Source organism: Parafrankia discariae, from assembly GCF_000373365.1.
GTDB lineage: Bacteria > Actinomycetota > Actinomycetes > Frankiales > Frankiaceae > Parafrankia > Parafrankia discariae.
Window position 1 is genome coordinate 1 of record NZ_KB891115.1, and the last position, 19275, is coordinate 19275.

Sequence of the window (19275 nt, forward strand, 5' to 3'; positions counted from 1 at the left end):
AACCTGAAGATGGTCTCGGTCGAGAGCGGCATCGGCTGGATCCCCTTCATGCTCGAGGCGATGGACTACGAGCTCGAGGAGAACGCGCCGGAGTACTTCCACAAGCTGCAGAAGCTGCCGTCGGAGTACTTCGCCTCGAACTGGTACGCGACCTTCTGGTTCGAGAAGGGCCGCGGCGACCTCCAGCACCTCGTCGACACCGTCGGCGAGGACAACATCATGTTCGAGACCGACTTCCCGCACCCGACGAGCCTGCACCCGAACCCGCTCGAGATGGTCGCCGAGCAGGTCGGCTCGCTGCGTCCGGAGACGCAGCGCAAGGTCATGGGCGAGAACGCCACCAAGCTCTACCGCGTCTGAGGCCCTACCGCGGCTGAGGTCCGAGGCCCGGCCGGGATCCGGCCGACCGGCTCCGTGCCGGCCGGATCCCGGATACCGGCCGCCTGCCGTCCGACGCCCGGGGACCACCGCCCGGTGGTCCCCGGGTTCGGTCAGACCGGTGGGCCCGCCTCGATCCTGCGCAGGGCGGCGTCGTACTCCCCCGGCGCCGGGCGGAAGCCCTCCAGCCACCAGGTCGCGCCGGCCGCCGCGATCGACTCGACCGTCTCCCGGGCCGCCGCCGGCTCGTCCGGCCCGGTCCGGCCGGTGATCACGACGTCGAACTCCGCGCCGCCGGGCCGCTCCCCGCCGACCCGGCACTCGGCGCCGGCCCGGTAGTCGCCGGCGGCCCGGTACTCGCCGACGGTGGCGACGATCTGGGCCACCGCGGCGGCGGTCGGTTCCGCGGAACCGTCCCGCGGGTTGACGATCATCGGCGCGACGCCGTCCCACCGGGCCGCGCGGCGCAGCGGGAGCCGGTTCGGCCAGTTGCAGCCGACCCACACCGGCGGCCGTGGCCGCTGCGCCGGCGTGGGCCGGAACGTCACGTCGGTGGCGGTCAGGTACTCGCCGCGAAAGTCCACCCGCTCCCCCGACCAGAGCCCCGCCAGCACGGCCAGGCCCTCGTCCAGCCGCAGCGCGACCTCCCGGGGCTCGACCGGCTCACCCCAGGTGCCGTACTCCGCCGGCAGCGTCCAGCCGAGCCCCGCGCCGAACACCAGCCGCCCCCCGGAGAGCCGGTCCAACGACGTGGTCTGCCGGGCCAGCGACCCGGGACGCCGCCGCGCCACCGGCGTGACCAGCGGACCGAACCGGATCCGCTCGGTCGCCAGCGCCACCGCGGTCAGCAGCACCCAGGGATCGGCCACCTCCAGCGCCGGCCCGTAGGGGAAGACCACGTGGTCCCAGGCGAAGAAACCGTCCCACCCGGCGTTCTCCGCCCGCCGCGCCAGGTCCGCGACCCGACGCGGATCGACGAACTCCCCGATGTTGGGCACGCAGACGCCGGAACGCACGGGGGGAGGCTACATCGGGCCGGACCGCCCGCGAGCGGTGTTCCCACAGCCGGTCAGCGGCACCGGTGGGTGTTGAGCCGGGCGGCCTGGCGGGTCAGGTGTTCGCGTTCGGCGAGGTTGGGTGCCTTCCGGGCCGCCTCGGCGTAAAGCCGCGCCGCGGTCGCCAGGTCGCCGTCACGTTCGTGCAGGTACGCCGCCACCGCGGTATGGCGGGGCAGTGCGGCGTCCAGCGCCGCGAGCGCCGCCAGGCCGGCGCGCGGCCCGTCCGCCTCGCCGACGGCGACCGCCCGGTTGAGCCGGACGACCGGGCTGTCGGTCAGCCGCACCAGCTCGTCGTACCACTCGACGATCTGCACCCAGTCGGTCTCCGCGGTGGTGGGCGCGTCCGCGTGCAGTGCCGCGATGGCGGCCTGGGCCTGGAACTCACCCAGCCGGTCACGGGAGAGGGCCCGCTGGAGGATGCCGACACCCTCGGCGATCGACCGGGTGTCCCACCGGCCGCGGTCCTGCTCGGCGAGCGGGACCAGGCTGCCGTCGGGCGCGGTCCGGGCGGCGCGCCGGGCGTGGTGGAGCAGCATGAGGGCGAGCAGCCCCGCCACCTCGGGGTGGTCGATCACGGCCGCGAGCTGCCGGGTGAGCCGGATGGCCTCGGCGGCGAGGTCGAGGTCCCCGGAGTAGCCCTCGTTGAAGACCAGGTAGAGGACGCGCAGCACGGTGGCGACGTCGCCGGGCTGGTCGAACCGCACGGCGGAGACGGTGCGCTTGGCCCGGCTGACGCGCTGCGCCATGGTCGCCTCCGGCACCAGGTAGGCCTGGGCGATCTGGCGGGTGGTCAGCCCGCCGACGGCCCGCAGGGTGAGCGCGACCGCGGACGACGGTGTCAGCGACGGATGGGCGCACAGGAAGTAGAGCTGGAGTGTGTCGTCGACCGCGGGCGCGGGGCCGGGCGCCGGCTCGGTGTCAACGAGGTCCTCACGGCGGCGGCGGGCGGCGTCCGCCCGGGCCGCGTCGAGGAACCGGCGCCAGGCCACGGTCACCAGCCAGCCCTTCGGATCCCGCGGCGGGTCGGCCGGCCAGACCCGGACCGCCTCGACCAGCGCGTCCTGCACGGCGTCCTCGGCCGCCGCGAAGTCGGCTCCGCGGCGGACGAGGATCCCGAGCACGCCCGGCGTGAGGCTCCGGAGCAGGACCTCGTCCACCCCGGAGGTCCCTTCGGGACAGTCCACCCCGGAGGTCCCTTCGGGACAGTCCACCCCGGAGGTCCCTTCGGAACGGTCCACCTTGGCGGTCACTCCGTGATGGTGGGCGGCGCGGTCAGGAACGGGCGTACCTCCAGCCACTCGTGGATCGGCTTCCCACCGGCCCCGGGGGCGGCCGACAGCTCCCCGGCCAGCTCGACGGCGCGTTCCTGGCTGTCGACGTCGATCACCATCCAGCCGGCGATGAGGTCCTTGGTCTCGGCGAACGGGCCGTCGGTGACCGGCGGACGGCCCTCGCCGTCATACCGGACCCACATCCCCTCGGGGGCGAGCGCCTGGCCGTCGACGAACTCGCCGGTCCCCTCCAACCGGGCCGCGAAGTCGTTCATGTACTGGATGTGGGCCGAGATCTCCTCCGGCGTCCACTGGTCCATGGACACGTCGTTGGCCGAAGCCGGGGCACCGCGGTAGTGCTTGAGCAGCAGGTACTTGGCCATCGTGCTCTCCTCCATGCTGGTGCGAGCCATTGTGGTCGCGTTCATCCCGGGGACGGAGCCAGCCACGGGTTCTCGACATCGCCGGCCGAGTTTTTTCGAGTCGTCCGAACTTTCTCAGCTGACCCATTTGTCCTGGTAAGTACTACCTGTGAACCTCTTCCCCACGCACCGCATCGACTGCACCGTGGCCGGGGCGTTGTACGCGCTGGCCGCCGGGGTCAGGCGGCGCGGCGCACCGTCCCGGCGCCCGGGCACGGGCCCGCGGCCAGACGCGGGCGCGGACCCGGGCGCCGAGACCGACCGGGCTGACGGGCTGCTGTGCCTGTCCGTGCGGTCCGCGTTCCACCTGCTGCTCAGTGCCGCGCGCCTGCCGACGGGCAGCGATGTCGCGATCTCCGCCGTCACCCATCCGGACATGGCCCGGATCATCCGGCTGCACGGCCTGCGCCCCGTCCCGGTCGACATCGATCCACGCACGCTCGACATCGACCCGGCGGCGCTCGACGCGGCGATCACCGAGCGGACCCGCGCGCTCGTCGTCACCCACCTGTTCGGCGCGCGCTCCAGCCTCGACGCCGCCGCCCGGGCCGCCCGCGCGCACGACCTGCTGCTCATCGAGGACTGCGCCCAGTCGATCCAGGGGCCCGACGACCGCGGTGACCCGCGCGCCGACGTGTCCCTGTTCAGCTTCGGCCTGCTCAAGACGGCCACCGCGCTCGGCGGCGCCGTGGCCTGGATCCGCCCGCGTGACCTCGCCGCCGACATGCGGGCCCGGCAGGAACAGTGGCCCGAGCAGTCGCGGCGCGAGTACGCCAGGCGGGCCCTCGTCTGCGTCGCCGCGCTGGCGCTGTCCCGTCCACTGCCCTACGGCCTGCTCTTCGGCGGTGCGCGGCGGCGGGACCCGCAGGCGCTCCTGCGCTCGCGGGTGCCACGGGACGAACCGGGGTTCACCGGCTGGCTGCAGCGCCGGCCCTGCCCCGCGCTCGCCCGCACGGTGACCCGACGCCTCGCCCGGTTCCCCACGGACCGGCTGCGCCGGCGTACCGCCGCCGGCGAGACGCTCGCCGCCGCGTTGCCACCGGTGGTGTTCCGTCCCGGCGGCGCCGCGGAACACCACACCTACTGGCTGTTCCCCGTCGTCGTGGACGACGCGGCCCGCGTGGTCGAGGCGTTGCGGACGGCGGGCGTCGACGCGGCACCGACCACCAGCCAGATCGGCGCCGTCGAACCCGCCCCGCCGGGTGCCCGGCGGGTTCTGAACGGCCTGGTGTTCCTGCCTGCCTACCCGGAGCTCCCCGCGCCCCGGCGGGACCGGCTCGTCGCCGCGTTCGTCGCCACGCTCACCACCGGACCCGACGCGCCCCCGGTATCCGACGGCACCCGGTGACGATTTTCCCTACAGTCACGACTACCCGAGACCTGGAGGACGGAAATGCCGCTGAGCGGTGTGTCGCATGTGAGCCTGACAGTGCGGGATCTGGACAGCAGCTGCGGCTGGTACGCCGAGATCCTCGGCTGGAAGGAGCTGGTGCGAGGCCGTGGTGAAACCACCTCCTTCGCCCACGGCGTTCTCCCCGGCGGCCTGAGCGTCGTGCTGCGTGAACACGACGGCGGCGGCGCGGAGCCGTTCGACGAGACCCGGCCCGGCCTCGACCATCTGTCCTTCTCCGTCGAGGACAGGACCGATCTCGAAGACCTCGAGGAGCGGCTGACCAGGGCTGGCGCCACTTTCACCCCGACCCAGGAGCAGCCGTTCGGCTGGATTCTCGCCTTCCGCGACGTGGACAACATCGCGCTGGAGGCGATGCTCGGCCGGTAGAACACGGACCCGCCGGCCGAGCACGATTCGCCGTGGGAGGCCGGCAGGTCAGACGATCCGGTCGCCGGTGGGCACCTCGACGAGATAGTTGTTGTCGAGCAGGTACTGGACCTGCAGGTTCCCGGTCGTCTGGTTGCACAGCGGCGGGAACGCCGCCCCCGGGACGAGCGAGCACACGACCTGGTACTGCAGGCCGTTGCCAGGCTGGTCGAACCACGGGCGGATCGCCCCGGCGAACACCCGGAACTCCCGGACCACCTGATAGACGTGGTAGTTGCAGTCACCCGGATCGGCGGTGTCGTCAAGGTTGGACGGCGGGATCGACCGGTTCTCGTAGTCCGTTCCCCGCGGTGAGAGGAAGCTGCCGCGGGGCAGACCGAAGCGGTCGATCTGCTGGCCCGGCAGCAGCGACACCTCGGTTCTGATCGGCGAGCCGTCCTGGTTGATGAAATAGCCGTCCGCCGGCGGGAAGACCCAGTTCCCCGGTATGGCCGGGAACGGCGAGAAACCGGCGGACGGATCCCACCAGGTGCCCAGGAACTGGTCGGTCGAGTGGCCGCCGGTCCGCGAGTAGTCGTCGACCTCCCCGCCGACCTCGCCGAAGAACGGAAGCTTCGCCGGCCCCAGCCGGGGATCGTTCTGGTAGTCCGCCGCCGAACATTCGTCGAAGGGCTGGATCTTCGGCGGTGAGATCGCGCCGGCGGCGACGGCCGGGGCCGCCGCGGAGCAAAGAACTCCTCCGGCCGCCAACGAGACAAGTGTCCTGCGGAAACGCACCTTTTCCTCCCGAAGTCCTGCGCCTGATGCGGCGACTTCGGACGGTAATTAGCTGATCTTCACCTGGAGCGCGGGGCCGGACTGGAGCACTGCGTCGCGTGTCGTCACCTTCGGACGGGTAGGTCGACCGGCCGGATGCCACGTGGCTCACGTCGCGTGAAGGACGTCGCACAGTGGCCGGCCGGGCCCGGGACGTAATCAGAGTGCTTCGCGCGGAGTCGGCGCGGCTTCAGGCTCCGGGCACGACAGGCAGGTGCCCGGGCCCTGGCACAACGAGAGGGAAGCGGGACGATGAGCAGGAAGATGTACAGCGCTCAGGAGATCAAGGAGTTCATCGAGGAGTTCCGGGCCAACGGCGGCCGGCCCGCCGGGAGGTTCGAGGGCGCCACCCTGCTGCTGTTGGACAGCGGTCCGGCGGCCGACGGGTCACCGCACGTGAGCCCGCTGAACTTCCTCGCCGACCGCGGCCGCTACTTCGTGTTCGCGGCCAACGACGGCGCCGATGAGGACCCGCACTGGATGGAACAGCTGCGGGCGAACCCGAACGCCACGATCGAGGTCGACGGCCAGGTCCTCAAGGTCACGGCCACCGAGCTGCACGGTGCCGAGCGCAGCTCGATGTACGCCCGCCAGGCGCGGCGGTACCCGCAGTTCGAGATCCTCCAGGAGGCGACGTCCCGGGTCATCCCCGTCGTCGAGCTCGTCCCCGCCGACGGTTCCTGACCGACCGGTCCGGGCCGCGGGAAGCCCGTGGCGGCCCGCCACGGGCTTCGGGGCGGCCGGGATGTTCACCTTGAGCCCGGTGGGGCCGGGGAGCCCGGTGGGGCCGGGGAGCCCGGTGGGGCCGGCAGCTCGACGGCGATCTCGACTCCGAGGCGGTGACCGCCGACGAGCGGCAGGTCGTCGCCGCTCCAGAACCGGCCCGGATCGTACCAGTTCGGCCGGCGCCCCGGCGCCAGCAGCCCCATCGCCTCGTAGGTGAGCGCGACGACCTCGGCGCAGTAGGCGGACTCCAGCCCGGAATCCGGACCGGCACCGGAATCCGGACCGGCACCGGAATCCGGGCCGGCACCGGAATCCGGGCCGGTTCGGGGCCGCCGGCGCCGGAACGTCCGCGGGGCCGGCAGACGGCCCCCCAGCCACCGGGTGGCGAGCCGGGCCGTCGACGGGAACGGGGTGCCGTCCAGCCGGGCCACCGTGCGCAGGACGGCGTCCTCCGCCGCACGGCCCACGGTCGGCTCGAGCTGGCGCAGCCAGGCCCGCTGGCCGTACCGCGCGCCCCACACGACGACGGCCTCGCGCAGGTCGTGCAGCTGCACCCCGCGGTGGTGGCCGCCGGACCAGACGTCACGCAGCGACCGGCCGAGCTCCGCGTGCCACATCAGCGGCGGCAGGTCGTCGAGGCCGACGGCCATCCCGACGTGGTTCACCGGGCTGTTCGTCGTCAGCTGGATCGCCCGGTCGGCGGGGCTGCGGCCACGGAAGATCCACAAGTCGCCGGTGCGGCTGAGTTCCACCGCCTGGTCGAGGGTCAGCGGAGGTCCGCCCATGTCTCCCAGCGTAGAGGTCACGGCCGTCCGTAGCCTGGACGGATGCAGAGGTGGAAGCCCGGCTTCGGATCGGGCGCGGGCCGATGGTGGAAGGTGCTGGGGCTGGCCGGTGTCGTCGGGGTGGCCGCCGGCGGCGCCGTGCTGGCCCGTTCCGAGCGGACCCGCCGCGCCTACACCCCGGACGAGGTCCGCGCCCGGCTCCTCGAGCGGCACACGGAGGCGTCCGGTGGCGCACCCGGGGCGCCTCCGGCGACCGATCCCCCGCCGGCGTCCTGACCGTGGCGCCGGTGCCGGCGCCCTACCCCCCGGCGCCGCGGCACCGGCGCGCCGTCAGGTAGGGCGGACCAGCCCCTGAACGGAGGCCCAGCGGCCGACGTCGTCGCGGCGCAGCGCCGTGGCCAGCAGCTCGGGGAACCTGTCCGGGGTGCAGGCGAACGCGGGCGCCCCGAGTTCGGCACAGGTCGCGGCGAGCCGGTGGTCGTAGGCGGGGGTCCCGTCGTCGGACAGGGCGAGCAGGACGACGACGCACACCCCGGCGTCGACGAGCGCACGCAGCCGGGCCACCAGCGACGACTGGTCACCGCCCTCGATCAGGTCGCTGATCAGCACGAGGACCGTGTCGGTGGGCCGGGTGACGAGCGAGGCGCCGTAGCCGACGGCGCGGTCGATGTCGGTCCCGCCGCCGAGCCGGACGCCGAACAGCAGGTCGACGGGGTCGTCGAGCTGGTCGGTCAGGTCCACCACCGAGGTGTCGAAGACGATCACCCGGGTGGACACCGCCCGCAGCGTCGCCAGTGACGCGCCGAGCACGCCCGCGTAGACGACGGACGACGCCATCGACCCGGACTGGTCGATGAGCAGGATGACGTCCCGCAGGGCGGCGGTGCGCCGCGCCCGGGTGTGGCCGACGAGCCGATCGACGATCACGGTGCGCTGCTCGGGCTGGTAGTTGCGCAGGTTCGCCAGGATGGTGCGATCCCAGTCGACGTCGGGCAGGCGGGGCGTGCGGGTGCGCGACGTCCGGTCGACCGCGCCCAGCACGGCGCTGCGCAGCGACTGCTCCAGCCGCCGCTCGATGTCCTCGACGACGCGCCGGACCACCACGCGGGCGGTCTCCCGGGTGCGCTCGGGCAGCGCCGAGCGCAGCGAGAGCAGCGTCCCGACGAGGTGGACGTCCGGTTCCGCGGCCGCGAGCAGCTCCGGTTCGAGCAGGAGCTGACCGAGCCCCAGCCGGGCCACCGCGTCGCGTTGCAGCACCCGCACGACCGAGGTCGGGAAGTAGGTCCGGATGTCCCCCAGCCAGCGGGCCACCGACGGCGCCGACGCGCCCAGCCCGCCCGAGCGCCGCCGGCCACCTTCACCCGCGGCGTCCGCGTCGTAGAGGGCGCCGAGCGCGGCGTCGATCTCCCCGTCGGGGCCCGTCAGGGAGATCCGCCCGTCCAGGGCGGGTGCGGCCGGCGCGCCCAGCACCAGGCGCCAGCGCCGCAGCCGCTCCGCGTCGTCGGCGTCGGCGTCGGTGGGGCCGGCGTCGGTGGGGCCGGTGCCGACGGGGCCGGCCTCGTCGACCACCGGAGTGCGCTCAGTCATGGGGGGCCGTCCTTTCCGGACCGGGGATGGCGAGCAGCGCCGCGACGACGGGCAGGACGAGCGTGACCCGCTCGGTGTCCCACGCCGCCGGATCGCCCACCGCCGGGCCGCCGGCCGCCGGATCGTTCGTGGGTGTCGCCGGGCCGGTGGATTCCCCCGCGGTGCCGCCGCCGGGCCGCGGCAGCCCCGACCGGGCCCGTTCGGCGATCATGCGGCGTTCCGGTGCGGTGAAGGCCGCGAACACCCGCCGCAGCGGGGCCAGGACCGCGGTGAACCCGCCGGCGGTGAGCGAGGCCAGCCAGGCGTCGACCAGGCCGAGCAGCCGCGGGTCCCTGGCCAGCACCGATCCGGTGGAGCCGAGGAACCCCTCCAGCCAGCGGGCGGCGGCGGCCGGCGCGACGCCCGCCGCGGACAGCGCCCGGTCGAGGCGGCGGGCCACCTCGACCTGGTCGAGGTCACCGGCGTCCGCGAGGATCCGGACGCACCTGCCGTTGACCAGGCTGTCGGCGCCGTGGACGTCGGCGGCCGCGCGGACGGCGTCGTGCCAGCGCTCGACGTGCCCCGGGTCGGCGATCAGCCGGAACGCACCGTCGGCGCTGTCGATGGCATTGGCCATCGCGTCCGCGGCGTCGTCGCCGAGGCTCACGCAGGCCGGCGGGAGCCCGGCGCAGATCCGCACCATGAGGCTCACGGCGAGGGCGGTGACGCCCGTCGTGTCGGTCGCGCGCACGTCGCCGTACCGGTGGATGCGGGCCAGCGGGGCGAGCGCCGCCATCAGGTGGGCGACGTCGCCGGTGCCGGCGGCGCGGCGTTCCAGCCCGGCCGCGACGACCGCCATCGCCGCGGGCAGCCCGGCGAGCACCGCGGCCTCGAGCAGGGCGGTGACGGCCGGCAGGTCCGCGGCGGCCCGTGTGCGCTCGGCGATGACGGCGGTGGCCGCGTCGGCGACCGTCGAGCCGTACCGGGCGGCGGCGACCACCGCGACGGAGAACTCCGGCTCCCAGCGCAGCGTCCACGCCTCGGCGAAGGTCCCGGTGCCCGACGTCGCCGCGGGTGTCCCCCACGGGACGTCCAGCAGGCGCAGCCGGCGCAGCAGCTGGCCGCGCTCCCGGTCGACGTCCTTGCGCAGGTCCAGCCGGACCCTCTGGTCGTCGGCGGCGGGCCGCAGCCGCAGCCGGCGCTGCAGGCGCGCGAGGTCGGCGGCGAGCGGCACGGTCGGGACGTCCGCGCCGACGGCGCCGAGCACCCGCCCGACGACGAGCTGCTCGCGCACCACCGCCAGCGGCACCTGGTCACCCCCGCACAGACCGGCGAGCACGGCGTCGTTCAGCTCGGTCAGCCCGGGGACGGCCCGTTCGCGCACGGCGGCGAGTGCCTCGGCGAGCCGGACGGTCTCGATCACCGACGCGGAGGACGCGGGCAGGTCGGCGGCGCGCAGCAGCCCCGCCACCCGGGTCACCCAGCGGGTCGTGACCTGGTCCCGCGCGGTCCACAGATGGTGGTACCAGCCGGGTGAGGCCACCCCGGCGCCGTAGCCGGACTCCGCGGCGAGGCGCGCGTGCGTCCACGGCACCCACGTCGTGTCGGTGCGCACCGCCCGCACGCCGCGCAGCGTGCGCTGGTCGGCGGTGGCTGACGTCCGCCCGAGCGCCCCGGTCAGCGCCGGCACGTGCCAGGCGCCGCAGACGACGGCGATCCGGGTGGCCGCGGCCGGCCCCGAGCCGGCCCGGCGGATCTCCAGACGCATGTGCGCCTCGCGCATCTCCTCCCGCCGCCGGTGCTCCGCCCTCGCGGGGGACGTCGGGTCGCTCGGGCCCGCCTCGTCGCGCAGCCCCGCCATCGCGTCGGCGACCGCGGCGAACAGGGCGAGGGCGCCGTCGCGGGCCGGTTCACCCGCGGCGACCCTGGCGAGCCGGCGGTGCTCGACGAGGTCCTCCCAGAAGCGCTCCGGGTCGTCGTGCCCGGCCGCCCGCGCCAGCCAGCCGAGCGGATCGTCCTCGATCAGGTACGCGGGTGTGTCGGTGTCAGTGGTGTCGGTGTCGGTGTCGGCACCGGTGGTGGCGGCGTCTGTGGTGGCGGCCTCAGCCTCGGCCTCGGCCTGTTCCTGACGGCGCAGCGCCAGGGAGAGCCCGAAGGGCAGGTCCATGAAGCGCACCGGGACACCCGTGGCGGCGCCGTGCAGCAGCGCCCGCCACTCCGGGGAGAACTCGGCGAAGGGCCAGAAGGCGGCGTCGCGCGGCTCGTCCCGGGCGTAGACCGTCAGCGCGACCGGCGGGGTGAGCGAGCCGGTGTGCGCGAGGGCGGCGTCGCCCTCCGCCGGGCCCTCGACGAGGACGAGGTCCGGGTCGAGCTCGGCGAGCGCCGCCTCGACGGCCCGCGCGGAGCCCGGCCCGTGGTGGCGGATCCCCAGGACGGTGACACTCACTGGCCACGCGCCTCCGTGTCGAGTTCCCAGCAGGCCTGGTACAGGTCCTTCCAGCCGGCGCGGTCCCGCATGACGCCCTCGAGGTACTCCCGCCAGACCACGGGGTCGGTCGAGGGATCTTTGACCACAGCCCCGACGAGCCCGGCGGCGACGTCCTCGGCCGCCAGCCTGCCGTCGCCGAAGTGCGCGGCCAGGGTCAGTCCGCCCGTGATCACGCTGATCGCCTCGGCGGTGGACAGGGTCGACGACGGGGTCCGCACCGTGGTGCGGCCGTCCGTGGTGACCCCGGAGCGCAGCTCCCGGAAGATCTGTACGACCCGGCGGACCTCGGCGCCCGCCGGCGGCTCGGCCGGCAGGTCCAGGGCGCGGCCCAGCTGGGCGACGCGGCGGCTGACGATCTCGACCTCGACGTCCTCCGTGGCCGGCAGCGGCAGCACGACGGTGTTGAATCGCCGGCGCAGCGCCGAGGACATCTCGTTGACACCCCGGTCCCGGTCGTTGGCGGTCGCGATGATGTTGAAACCCGCGACGGCCTGCACCTCGCCGGCGAGCTCCGCGACGGGCAGCGTCTTCTCCGACAGGACGGTGATCAGCGCGTCCTGCACCTCGGCGCCCATCCGGGTGAGCTCCTCGATCCGGGCGAGCGAGCCCCCGGCCATCGCCCGCATCACCGGCGAGGGCACCATCGCGGCCCGGGACGGCCCCTCGGCGATGAGCCGCGCGTAGTTCCAGCCGTAGCGGACGGCGTCCTCGGACGTGCCGGCCGTGCCCTGCACCACCAGGGTCGAGTCGCCGGAGATCGCGGCGGCGAGGTGCTCGGACAGCCACGACTTCGCCGTGCCCGGGCTGCCGAGGAGCAGCAGCGCCCGGTCGGTCGCCAGGGTGGCCACGGCGACCTCGACGAGCCGCCGGGAGCCGATGTACTTCGGCGTGACGACCGTGCCGTCCTCCAGCGTGCCGCCGAGGACGTAGGTGACGACGGCCCAGGGCGAGAGCCGCCAGGACGGCGGCCGGCGGCGCCGGTCGGTCGCGGCGAGTGCCGCCAGCTCGTCGGCGAACGCCTGCTCCGCGTGTGGGCGCAGCAGCTGGTCGCCGGAGCCCCGCGGGGCGGCGCCGACCGGCCGCGGCGGGACGGCGGTGGCCTCGGGCGCGATCCCGGCGGGCGGCTGGGTCCATGTCGTCATGACGGGCCTTTCCTCGAGCTCGAACGGGAGAGCAGGGTGTCGCGGCGGGCTCGCCGCCGGGCGAGCCCGGCCGCGAGGCGCTGGTAGCCGGCCACCGTCTCGGCCGGCATGGTGGACGGGTCCAGGTCGGGGATGCCGGCGTACGGCTCCAGCCGCCAGGCGAGGTTGGCGAGCAGCGCCCGCACCCGGGCGTGCAGCGTGCGGGCCGTTGCCCGCTGCTGGGGATCGGAGCCCGGTTCGTCGACCGGTGCGGTGACGACGGCCGTGATGGCGGGCCCGGCCGCCCGGGTGAACTCCGCCGACCAGGGCCCGGGTATCCCGGCGAGGAGCGTGATGAGGTTCCCCAGGGCGGTGGGGCCGAGGGCGGTGGGGCCGAGGCCGTGGCCGCCGGACCTGCCGAGGAGCAGGTCCCGGCGCCGCGTGGCATGGCCGGTCCCGCTCAGGGCGAGGTCGAACGCGCGCAGCCGGTCGGGATCGGGCAGGCAGCCGATCAGCACCGCCTGCGAGCGCGGCTCGACCTTCGGGATCAGCGCGAGGACCCATTCCGGGTCACGGTGCCGGACGACCGGGCCGACGAGGTAGGGCGCCAGGGTCAGCGCGGGGAAGCTCGGCGCGGGCTCCCAGATCGCCCTGGCGCTCAGGAACTTCTGCGGGGACAGGCCGGTCCGTTCCGGCCACAGCCGCGGGTCCACCCGGGCGATCTCCGCGAGCAGCATCCGGGCCGGCCCGTCGGCCTGCGATCCGGCGCGGGACGGCCCGTCAGGCGAGACACCGTCCCGCGCCATCTCGTCGGTGAGCACCGCCGGCGGGTGCACGCGCAGGGTGCCGCGATGCACCGTGAAGGCCCGCTCGGTGCGGGCGGCGGCCCGCGCCGCGAAACGGGTGCCGGGAAGTTCCAGCAGGGCCTGGACCACCGCCTCGCGCACGTCGGAGCGCCGGTCGTCCAGGGCCGCCTCCAGCAGCTCCTCGTCGTATGGGCCGAGCCCGGTGCGCAGCGCCTGCACGAAGGCGAGGCGCTCGGCCCCGCCGGCCCGGCGGAACGGGGTGAAGGGAGCCTCGCCGCCGCCGCGCAGCAGCCCGGCGGCGGCGGCCGGGTCGGTGTGCCGCAGCGCGGCGATGAGCGACCGGCGCTGCTGCGCGTTCGCGACCGGCCAGTCCGCGACGCCGACGTGGGTCACCCAGCCGGCGTCCGGGTGGAGCGCGGCGAACCAGCGGCCGCGCGGGCCGAGGGCCCGCAGCAGGCGGGGGCGCAGCTCGGTCGAGCGCCGGCCGAGCTCGACCAGCGCGGGAAGCAGGGTGTCCGGCGGGCGCCAGCCTCCCTCGGCCAGCAGGTCCAGCCATTCCGTCAGCTCGGCCGTCTCGGCGGCGCCCGCCTCGGTCGGCACGGGCACGACCGCGCCCGGCGGGCACGGTGGGTACTCGTCGGCCGCGGCGGGAGCCGGCGCGGGGGCCGCGGCGGCGGCGCCGGCCAGTTGGCCGGCCCGCCGGGCCACCGCGGCCAGCGCCGCGACCCGGAGCAGACGCTCCGGCTCTCCCGGACGCCCGCCGGGGTCGGGCAGCCCGGGAGGCACCGGCGCCGCGCGGCGGCCCACCCCGATCACCGCGCCGTCGACGAGGTCCGCCCACCCCGGTGTCGGCACCGGGGTCACCGGCGCGGCGGCCGCCGCGGCCTGGTCTGCCGCCGCGGCCCGCCCGGCCTCCGCGGCCGGTCCGGACCCGGCTTCCGCCCGGGTGGTGCGCGACGGCGTGGCGGCCAAAGGGGTCAGGGCGAACGAGTCCCATTCGGCCACCACGTCGAGGCCGGCTCCCCCGCCGGCCGCGAGCAGGTGCCAGCCCCACCGCGCCACGGCCTCGTCCGCGAGCGGCAGCGCCTCGCCGGCGGAATCCCGCAGCAGCCACGGACCGCTCCTGGGCAGCGGACCGGCCCCGGTGCCCGGCGGCAGCACCGTGACACCGCGGACGGTCAGCGCGGCGACGTCCGCGAACGGGTCGGCCGCCAGGGTCGACGCGACGCCGGCCAGCGCGGCCCGCCAGGTGGCGGCGAAGAGATCGGTGCCGACGAGGCCGACGACATCCGCGACGCCGACCGGCGCGCCGGGCGCCACCCGCGCCGGGTGGCGCCCGGGATACGACGCCAGATCAGCCCTGACCCGCGACCCCGCGGGCAGTGGCGGGGGCATCCCCTGGCCGTTCACCGCGAAGTCGACGAGCACCACCAGCCGCCCCGACTCGACCAGGCGTAACCACTGCCGGCGCCCCCGCGCCCGCCCCGCGCCGAACTCGCGCGCCCCCAGGACGTCGACGTCACCCACGACGTGCTCGCCGGCGAGCACGGTGGTCACGGGGACGGTGAAACCGATCCGGTCGCGCAGGACCGCCACGACGTCGGCGGGCAGGTCGGCGCGGCGGGCCCACCCCTCGCACAGCAGGTGCAGCAGCCCGAGGCGGTCGACCAGCCGGGCCGGCCAGTCGGGTCGCCGGGCCGCCGAACCGGCGATCTCCGCGGCCTCGCGGATCATCTCGGCGAGGCCGGGTGCCTGCGCGTCGACCATGCGGGCGGCGGGCGCCAGCCACCAGTCGGCCGGCCTGGCCTGGGCGGCTCCGAGCCCCTCCCCCGCCAGGTCGGACAGCCAGCGGGCCAGCTCCGCGACGCCGGCGTCGACCTTGGCCGCCCGGCTAGCCTCGCGCCGGGCCGCCCCCGCCGCGGAGCGCTCGGCCTCGGGCCCGGTGGCGGCCCGCGGGCCCGCGCTCGCCGCCGCGACGAAGCGCGCCGCCCGCCGGTCGAGCCATTCCGCGGCCCACGGCGGNCNCCCACCGCCGGCACCGGCCACGCCGCCGGCACCCGCCACGCCGCCGGCACCCGCCACTTCGCCGGCCGCGGCGAGCAGCATCAGGCCGAGAGCGTGCTTGCAGGGGAACTTCCGGCTCGGGCACGAGCACTTCGAGGCATGATCCGCGAGCGCCACGACAACCCGGTAGGGCGACTTCCCGCTGCCCCGGCACTCGCCCCACAGCGCCTCGGCGTCGCCGCCCGCCAGCGGCCAGGACCCGGCGACCGCGAGCCTCTCACCCGCTTTCACGGACGCCTGGTCCGGCGCCAGGGCGAGCGCCTGCCCGCGCTCGACGGGGGGCCTGGTGGTGTTCGACACGACGGCGATTCTGCCGGCGGGGTCCGACAGTTCCGTTTCGCGGCCGGGACCCGCACATCCACCTTCGAACCGGCGTTCGAAGGCACGGCGACGTCGACGGTGACATCCAGGCCTTTTCAAGCCCTGGAGCTCACCATCATCGACAAATGAAGGCAAACGGATAAAAATTAAAAGAGCCCACTTATTGACCCTAAGTGAGGAGAGCATCACATGATCTCCGGCGCGGCACTGCCGACCCCGTCCGCCCTCGGGAGGGCCGTCGAGCTCCGGCAGGTGATCGACGGAGTCGAGCTGCAGGTCCGGCACCTCAACGACACACTGGCGCAGCTGAAGGAAGAGGTCCGGCGGTGGGAGGCCGGCGGGCGGGCCGAGCAGGGCGTCGCCCGCGCGCTGGTCGAGATGTGCGACGCCGGCTGGCACCTGCTGCCGGACCGGCGGTGGCCGGGAACTCGTCGGGCGAACATCGACATGATCGTCGTCGGGCCCGGCGGCGTCTTCGTCCTGGACGTGAAGAACTGGCGCGAGTTCAGCATCGAGCAGGGTCACCTGCGCCGCGGCGAGGCCGACGCGGACGACGATCTCCGCAAGCTCCTGGACCAGACCCTCGCGGTCGAGGACGTCCTCGCGGACGCGGGCCTGCCGCCGACCGAGGTGGTGCCGCTGCTGGTGCTGGCCGGGCGGTCCGGCCTGCGGGAACGGATCGACCGGGTGACGGTTCTCGGCGCGCGCGACCTGACCCTCGAGTTGGCCCACCACGGCGCACGCCTGGCACCGGACCTCGTCGAACGGCTGCTCACCTGCCTCGCGGACGGCTGCCCGCCGATGCCCCGGGCGACCGATCCTCCCGCACCGGCCGCCCGGCCCGTCCGCCGTCAGCGGGCTCGGCAGGCACACCTCCAGGCAGCTCTGCCGGGCCTGCCGACGCCGGCCGCCCGCCCGACCGGCCGCGAGGGCGCGGCGGCCACGGACGCACCAGCCGCGCGGCTCACACCGGTGTCACCGGTGACACCGCTCATGCCGCTCATGCCGGTCACGCGACTCGCGGCGGTCCCGGCGGCCCCGTCCAGCCCGGCGGCCGGCGGCCACGGGGGGCAGACGGAGTTGCTGAGCCACGAGGACCTCCTGCGCGAGCTCCTCGACGCCGCGGACCGCGAGCCCATCGAATCCTGGATGACCTGGCTGCACCCGAAGCAGGCCCGGCTGGCCGGACGGCAGTGGTCGGGGCCGGCCCGCGTGCGCGGCGCGGCCGGCACCGGCAAGACGGTCGTCGCCCTGCACCGCGCCAAGTACCTGGCCGCGCGCGGGGAACGGGTCCTGTTCACCACGCTGGTGCGGACCCTCGGCCCGGTCTACCGCGCGCTGCTCGCCCGGATGGCCCCCGACCAGGTCGACCGGGTCGAGTTCGCCACCGTGCACGCCGTCGCCGCCCGCCGCCTGCGCGAGCACGGCCTGACCGACCGGCACCGGCAGGACATCGCCGACACCTGCTTCTGGCGCGCGTGGGGCCAGGTCGGGCAGTACTCGGCCCTGCCCGGGCTCGGCCTCGCGACGGGCTACTGGAAGGACGAGATCTCGACAGTCATCAAGGGCCGGGGCCTGACCGACTTCGCCCAGTACGCGAAGCTGGCCCGGGTCGGGCGCAGCACCCCGCTGCGGCCGGCCCACCGCCGCGCGGTGTGGGAACTCTACGAGCGGTACGAGCGGCTCCGGGTGGAGCGCGGCGTCCTCGACCGCGACGACGTCCTGCTACGCGCCCGCGACCTGGTGCGCGAAGGCTCCCGCGAAGGCTCCGACGCCCGGCACGACACCCGCTACGACGCGGTGATCGTCGACGAGGTACAGGACCTCACCTGCGTCGGCCTGCAGATGCTGCACGCCTTCGTCGGTGACCGGCCGGACGGCCTGCTCGTGGTCGGCGACGGCCAGCAGTCCATCTATCCCGGCGGTTTCACCCTCGTCGAGGCCGGGGTCGCCGTCGTCGGGCGTTCCACCGTGCTCGCGCGGAACTACCGCAACCGCGAGCGGATCCTGCGCTACGCCCAGGCGGTGCTCGCCGACGACGGCTTCGAGGATCTCGACGGCGTCCGGGAACAGGGGCGCCGCGAGGTCGACGTCGAGCGCCCCGGCGGCGAGATCCACGAGGTCACCGTGTCCGGCGAGGCGGCGCAGGACACCGCGCTCTGCGACCATCTCGTCGAGTTCCGGCAGCGCCGGAACGTGCGTTACGGCGACATGGCCGTGCTCGTGCCGACGAACGACCTGGAACGGCGTTGGCTGCGGGTGCTCGCCGAACGGGGAATTCCCGCCGTCTCCCTCCTGGAGTACGACGGGACCACCCGCGAGGCGGTCAAGGTCGGGACGTACTTCCGCGCCAAAAGCCTCGACTTCGCCCACGTCTGCATTCCCGACCGTAATCTCTTCCCGCGGCCGCGACGGTCGTCCGAGTCGGCCGACGCGTTCGGCGAACGCGTCCAGCTGGAGCGGCGGCAGCTGTACGTCGCCATCACGAGGGCGCGGGACAGTGTGTGGGCCGGCATTCACGCCCGGCCCGGCCCGGAACACCAGGCCGTCCGGCATCGGTCGGCTACCAGTCCGGACCGGGACGAGCGGCCCGCGGACGGTCTACTCGGACGGGACCGGTCCTCGACGTGACCGCGGTCCGGTCGCCAGCGGCACGGTGGCCGACGGGTCGGCGGCACCGTGGGCCGGGATCCCCCGATCCGGGCTCCGGCGCCCCTGGGTGGCCGGGCTCGGGATCCCGTGACCGGCGGCACCGCCGTCCGGGCGGTGTGGCTCCGGAGTGGCGGGCCGCTGGATGTCGCCGCGCGTGACGGTGAGGTAGGCGACGAAGGCCACGATCAGCACTGTGGCGACAGCGGCGACGGCACCGTCACCGAGACCGACCCCGGACTTCGAGCTCGGCTTTCCGAGCCAGTCCGCGAAGGACGCGCCGAGGGGGCGGGTGAGGATGTAGGCGAGCCAGAAGGCCACGACCTCGTTCAGGCCGAGCCGCCATCCGACCAACGGCACCAGGATCGCCGCCGCGAACAGCAGGCCGGACCCGAGGTAACCGAGACGCAGGGTGTCCGCCGTCACGTCGCCGGCGGCGGTGCCGAGCGCGAACGTCGTCACCACGGTCAGCCAGTAGAGCGTCTCCCGGCGCCGGGTCACGATGCTGTGGATCGACAGCGTGCCCTCACTGCGATGCCAGTAGTGGAGGACACCGGCCAGGACGGCGATGTAGAAGAACATCGAGCCGAGGTGCCCGATGGGCGGCCCGTCGGCGGCCATCGTGCCGAAGACCGCCACCATCATCACCGCGAACCAGTACACCGGGGCGGTGTAGCGCGCCGCCCGGAACTGCAGCGCCAGGCCGACGACGAAGCCCACGACACCGAGGCCGGCCGCCAGGACGAGACTGATGTGCGCGAGAAAGTCCGCGGCCGCCTCGCCCATCCCGGTGGTGAGGATCTTCACGGCCCAGAACATCGCGGTGATCTCGGGAACCTTGGCGGCGAGGGGCTCTCGGCCCCGGGCCCGGCTGGGGGACGAGGGAGGCATCGACGTCCTTCTGTCAGCGGCAGCGGCTCGTTCACGACACCACCACGACCGTGTGAAAACGGTGTGAGCCCACCGATCCGGCCTGCGCCGCCGGCCCGAAGCCGCCCGCCGCCGGGTCGGCCGCGCCGGGGTC

At 75.0% G+C, this 19275-nt stretch carries 16 protein-coding genes; 6 read left to right on the forward strand and 10 right to left on the reverse strand.

Features of this window, described 5'->3' with window-relative positions; all coding sequences use genetic code 11:
• The coding region (locus tag B056_RS0105100) for an amidohydrolase family protein (RefSeq protein WP_026239347.1) at nt 1-360 on the forward strand (360 nt) is incomplete at its 5' end.
• A gap of 131 nt (nt 361-491) precedes the next feature.
• On the opposite strand, the gene B056_RS0105105 is transcribed toward B056_RS0105100, so the two are convergent.
• The 3 genes from B056_RS0105105 to B056_RS0105115 form a co-directional block, all read right to left on the reverse strand.
• A complete protein-coding gene (locus B056_RS0105105) occupies nt 492-1394 on the reverse strand; it encodes an LLM class flavin-dependent oxidoreductase (RefSeq protein ID WP_018500822.1) in 903 nt (300 codons plus the stop codon).
• Between the two features lie 53 nt (nt 1395-1447).
• A complete protein-coding gene (locus B056_RS0105110; RefSeq protein WP_020572314.1) occupies nt 1448-2593 on the reverse strand; it encodes an RNA polymerase sigma factor in 1146 nt (381 codons plus the stop codon).
• Nucleotides 2594-2682: 89 nt separating this feature from the next.
• On the reverse strand, nt 2683-3090 hold the full coding sequence (locus tag B056_RS0105115) for a YciI family protein (RefSeq protein WP_026239348.1): 408 nt from the start codon (nt 3088-3090) through the stop codon (nt 2683-2685).
• 148 nt (nt 3091-3238) lie between these two features.
• Here B056_RS0105115 and B056_RS0105120 point away from each other — a divergent pair, with 148 nt between their 5' ends.
• Together B056_RS0105120 and B056_RS0105125 are read left to right on the forward strand one after the other, a co-directional pair.
• Nucleotides 3239-4477: an aminotransferase class I/II-fold pyridoxal phosphate-dependent enzyme gene (locus B056_RS0105120; RefSeq protein ID WP_018500825.1), complete on the forward strand. Its 1239-nt coding sequence runs from the start codon at nt 3239-3241 to the stop codon at nt 4475-4477.
• A 69-nt stretch (nt 4478-4546) separates the two neighbouring features.
• Nucleotides 4547-4909, forward strand: a complete 363-nt coding sequence (locus B056_RS0105125) for a VOC family protein (protein ID WP_230202824.1) — start codon at nt 4547-4549, stop codon at nt 4907-4909.
• Nucleotides 4910-4957: 48 nt separating this feature from the next.
• Here the strand turns inward: B056_RS0105125 and B056_RS0105130 are convergent, their stop codons facing one another.
• Nucleotides 4958-5659 carry a TNT domain-containing protein gene (locus B056_RS0105130; protein ID WP_018500827.1) on the reverse strand — a complete coding sequence of 234 codons (702 nt, stop codon included), beginning with the start codon at nt 5657-5659 and terminating at the stop codon, nt 4958-4960.
• A gap of 318 nt (nt 5660-5977) precedes the next feature.
• On the opposite strand from B056_RS0105130, the gene B056_RS0105135 reads away from it, so the two are divergent.
• A complete protein-coding gene (locus B056_RS0105135; RefSeq protein WP_026239350.1) occupies nt 5978-6409 on the forward strand; it encodes a nitroreductase/quinone reductase family protein in 432 nt (143 codons plus the stop codon).
• A gap of 65 nt (nt 6410-6474) precedes the next feature.
• Here B056_RS0105135 and B056_RS0105140 read toward each other — a convergent pair whose 3' ends face one another.
• Entirely contained in the window at nt 6475-7236 is a 762-nt protein-coding gene (locus B056_RS0105140; RefSeq protein ID WP_018500829.1) for a hypothetical protein, read from the reverse strand.
• 42 nt (nt 7237-7278) lie between these two features.
• Between B056_RS0105140 and B056_RS35220 the strand changes: the two genes are divergently transcribed.
• Nucleotides 7279-7512, forward strand: a complete 234-nt coding sequence (locus tag B056_RS35220) for a hypothetical protein (RefSeq protein WP_018500830.1) — start codon at nt 7279-7281, stop codon at nt 7510-7512.
• A gap of 54 nt (nt 7513-7566) precedes the next feature.
• Here B056_RS35220 and B056_RS0105150 read toward each other — a convergent pair whose 3' ends face one another.
• From B056_RS0105150 to B056_RS0105165, 4 genes are read right to left on the reverse strand one after another with little or no spacing between them, the layout of a single operon-like run.
• On the reverse strand, nt 7567-8823 hold the full coding sequence (locus B056_RS0105150) for a VWA domain-containing protein (protein ID WP_154676841.1): 1257 nt from the start codon (nt 8821-8823) through the stop codon (nt 7567-7569).
• On the reverse strand, nt 8816-11248 hold the full coding sequence (locus tag B056_RS0105155; RefSeq protein WP_018500832.1) for a DUF5682 family protein: 2433 nt from the start codon (nt 11246-11248) through the stop codon (nt 8816-8818). The genes B056_RS0105150 and B056_RS0105155 overlap by 8 nt, the downstream gene beginning before the upstream one ends.
• Nucleotides 11245-12432, reverse strand: a complete 1188-nt coding sequence (locus B056_RS0105160; protein ID WP_018500833.1) for an ATP-binding protein — start codon at nt 12430-12432, stop codon at nt 11245-11247. Before B056_RS0105160 ends, B056_RS0105155 begins: the two co-directional genes overlap by 4 nt.
• Nucleotides 12429-15788, reverse strand: coding sequence for a DUF5691 domain-containing protein (locus B056_RS0105165; RefSeq protein ID WP_456095360.1), 3360 nt, complete (start codon nt 15786-15788; stop codon nt 12429-12431). Before B056_RS0105165 ends, B056_RS0105160 begins: the two co-directional genes overlap by 4 nt.
• 3 nt (nt 15789-15791) lie before the next feature.
• Here B056_RS0105165 and B056_RS0105170 point away from each other — a divergent pair, with 3 nt between their 5' ends.
• Nucleotides 15792-18233: a UvrD-helicase domain-containing protein gene (locus B056_RS0105170; protein ID WP_018500835.1), complete on the forward strand. Its 2442-nt coding sequence runs from the start codon at nt 15792-15794 to the stop codon at nt 18231-18233.
• Here B056_RS0105170 and B056_RS0105175 read toward each other — a convergent pair.
• The gene (locus B056_RS0105175; RefSeq protein WP_026239351.1) at nt 18204-19142 is read right to left on the reverse strand and encodes a COG4705 family protein; all 939 of its coding nucleotides are present in this window, start codon (nt 19140-19142) and stop codon (nt 18204-18206) included. The genes B056_RS0105170 and B056_RS0105175 overlap by 30 nt on opposite strands.
• Nucleotides 19143-19275: the final 133 nt, after the last annotated feature.

Bases quoted from the DNA above. Each gene is read 5' to 3' on its own strand.
- B056_RS0105115 (WP_026239348.1), bottom strand. From the start codon at position 3,090: ATGGCCAAGTACCTGCTGCTCAAGCACTACCGCGGTGCCCCGGCTTCG.
- B056_RS0105135 (WP_026239350.1), top strand. From the start codon at position 5,978: ATGAGCAGGAAGATGTACAGCGCTCAGGAGATCAAGGAGTTCATCGAG.
- B056_RS0105140 (WP_018500829.1), bottom strand. From the start codon at position 7,236: ATGGGCGGACCTCCGCTGACCCTCGACCAGGCGGTGGAACTCAGCCGC.
- B056_RS35220 (WP_018500830.1), top strand. From the start codon at position 7,279: ATGCAGAGGTGGAAGCCCGGCTTCGGATCGGGCGCGGGCCGATGGTGG.
- B056_RS0105150 (WP_154676841.1), bottom strand. From the start codon at position 8,823: ATGACTGAGCGCACTCCGGTGGTCGACGAGGCCGGCCCCGTCGGCACC.
- B056_RS0105160 (WP_018500833.1), bottom strand. From the start codon at position 12,432: ATGACGACATGGACCCAGCCGCCCGCCGGGATCGCGCCCGAGGCCACC.
- B056_RS0105170 (WP_018500835.1), top strand. From the start codon at position 15,792: ATGATCTCCGGCGCGGCACTGCCGACCCCGTCCGCCCTCGGGAGGGCC.
- B056_RS0105175 (WP_026239351.1), bottom strand. From the start codon at position 19,142: ATGCCTCCCTCGTCCCCCAGCCGGGCCCGGGGCCGAGAGCCCCTCGCC.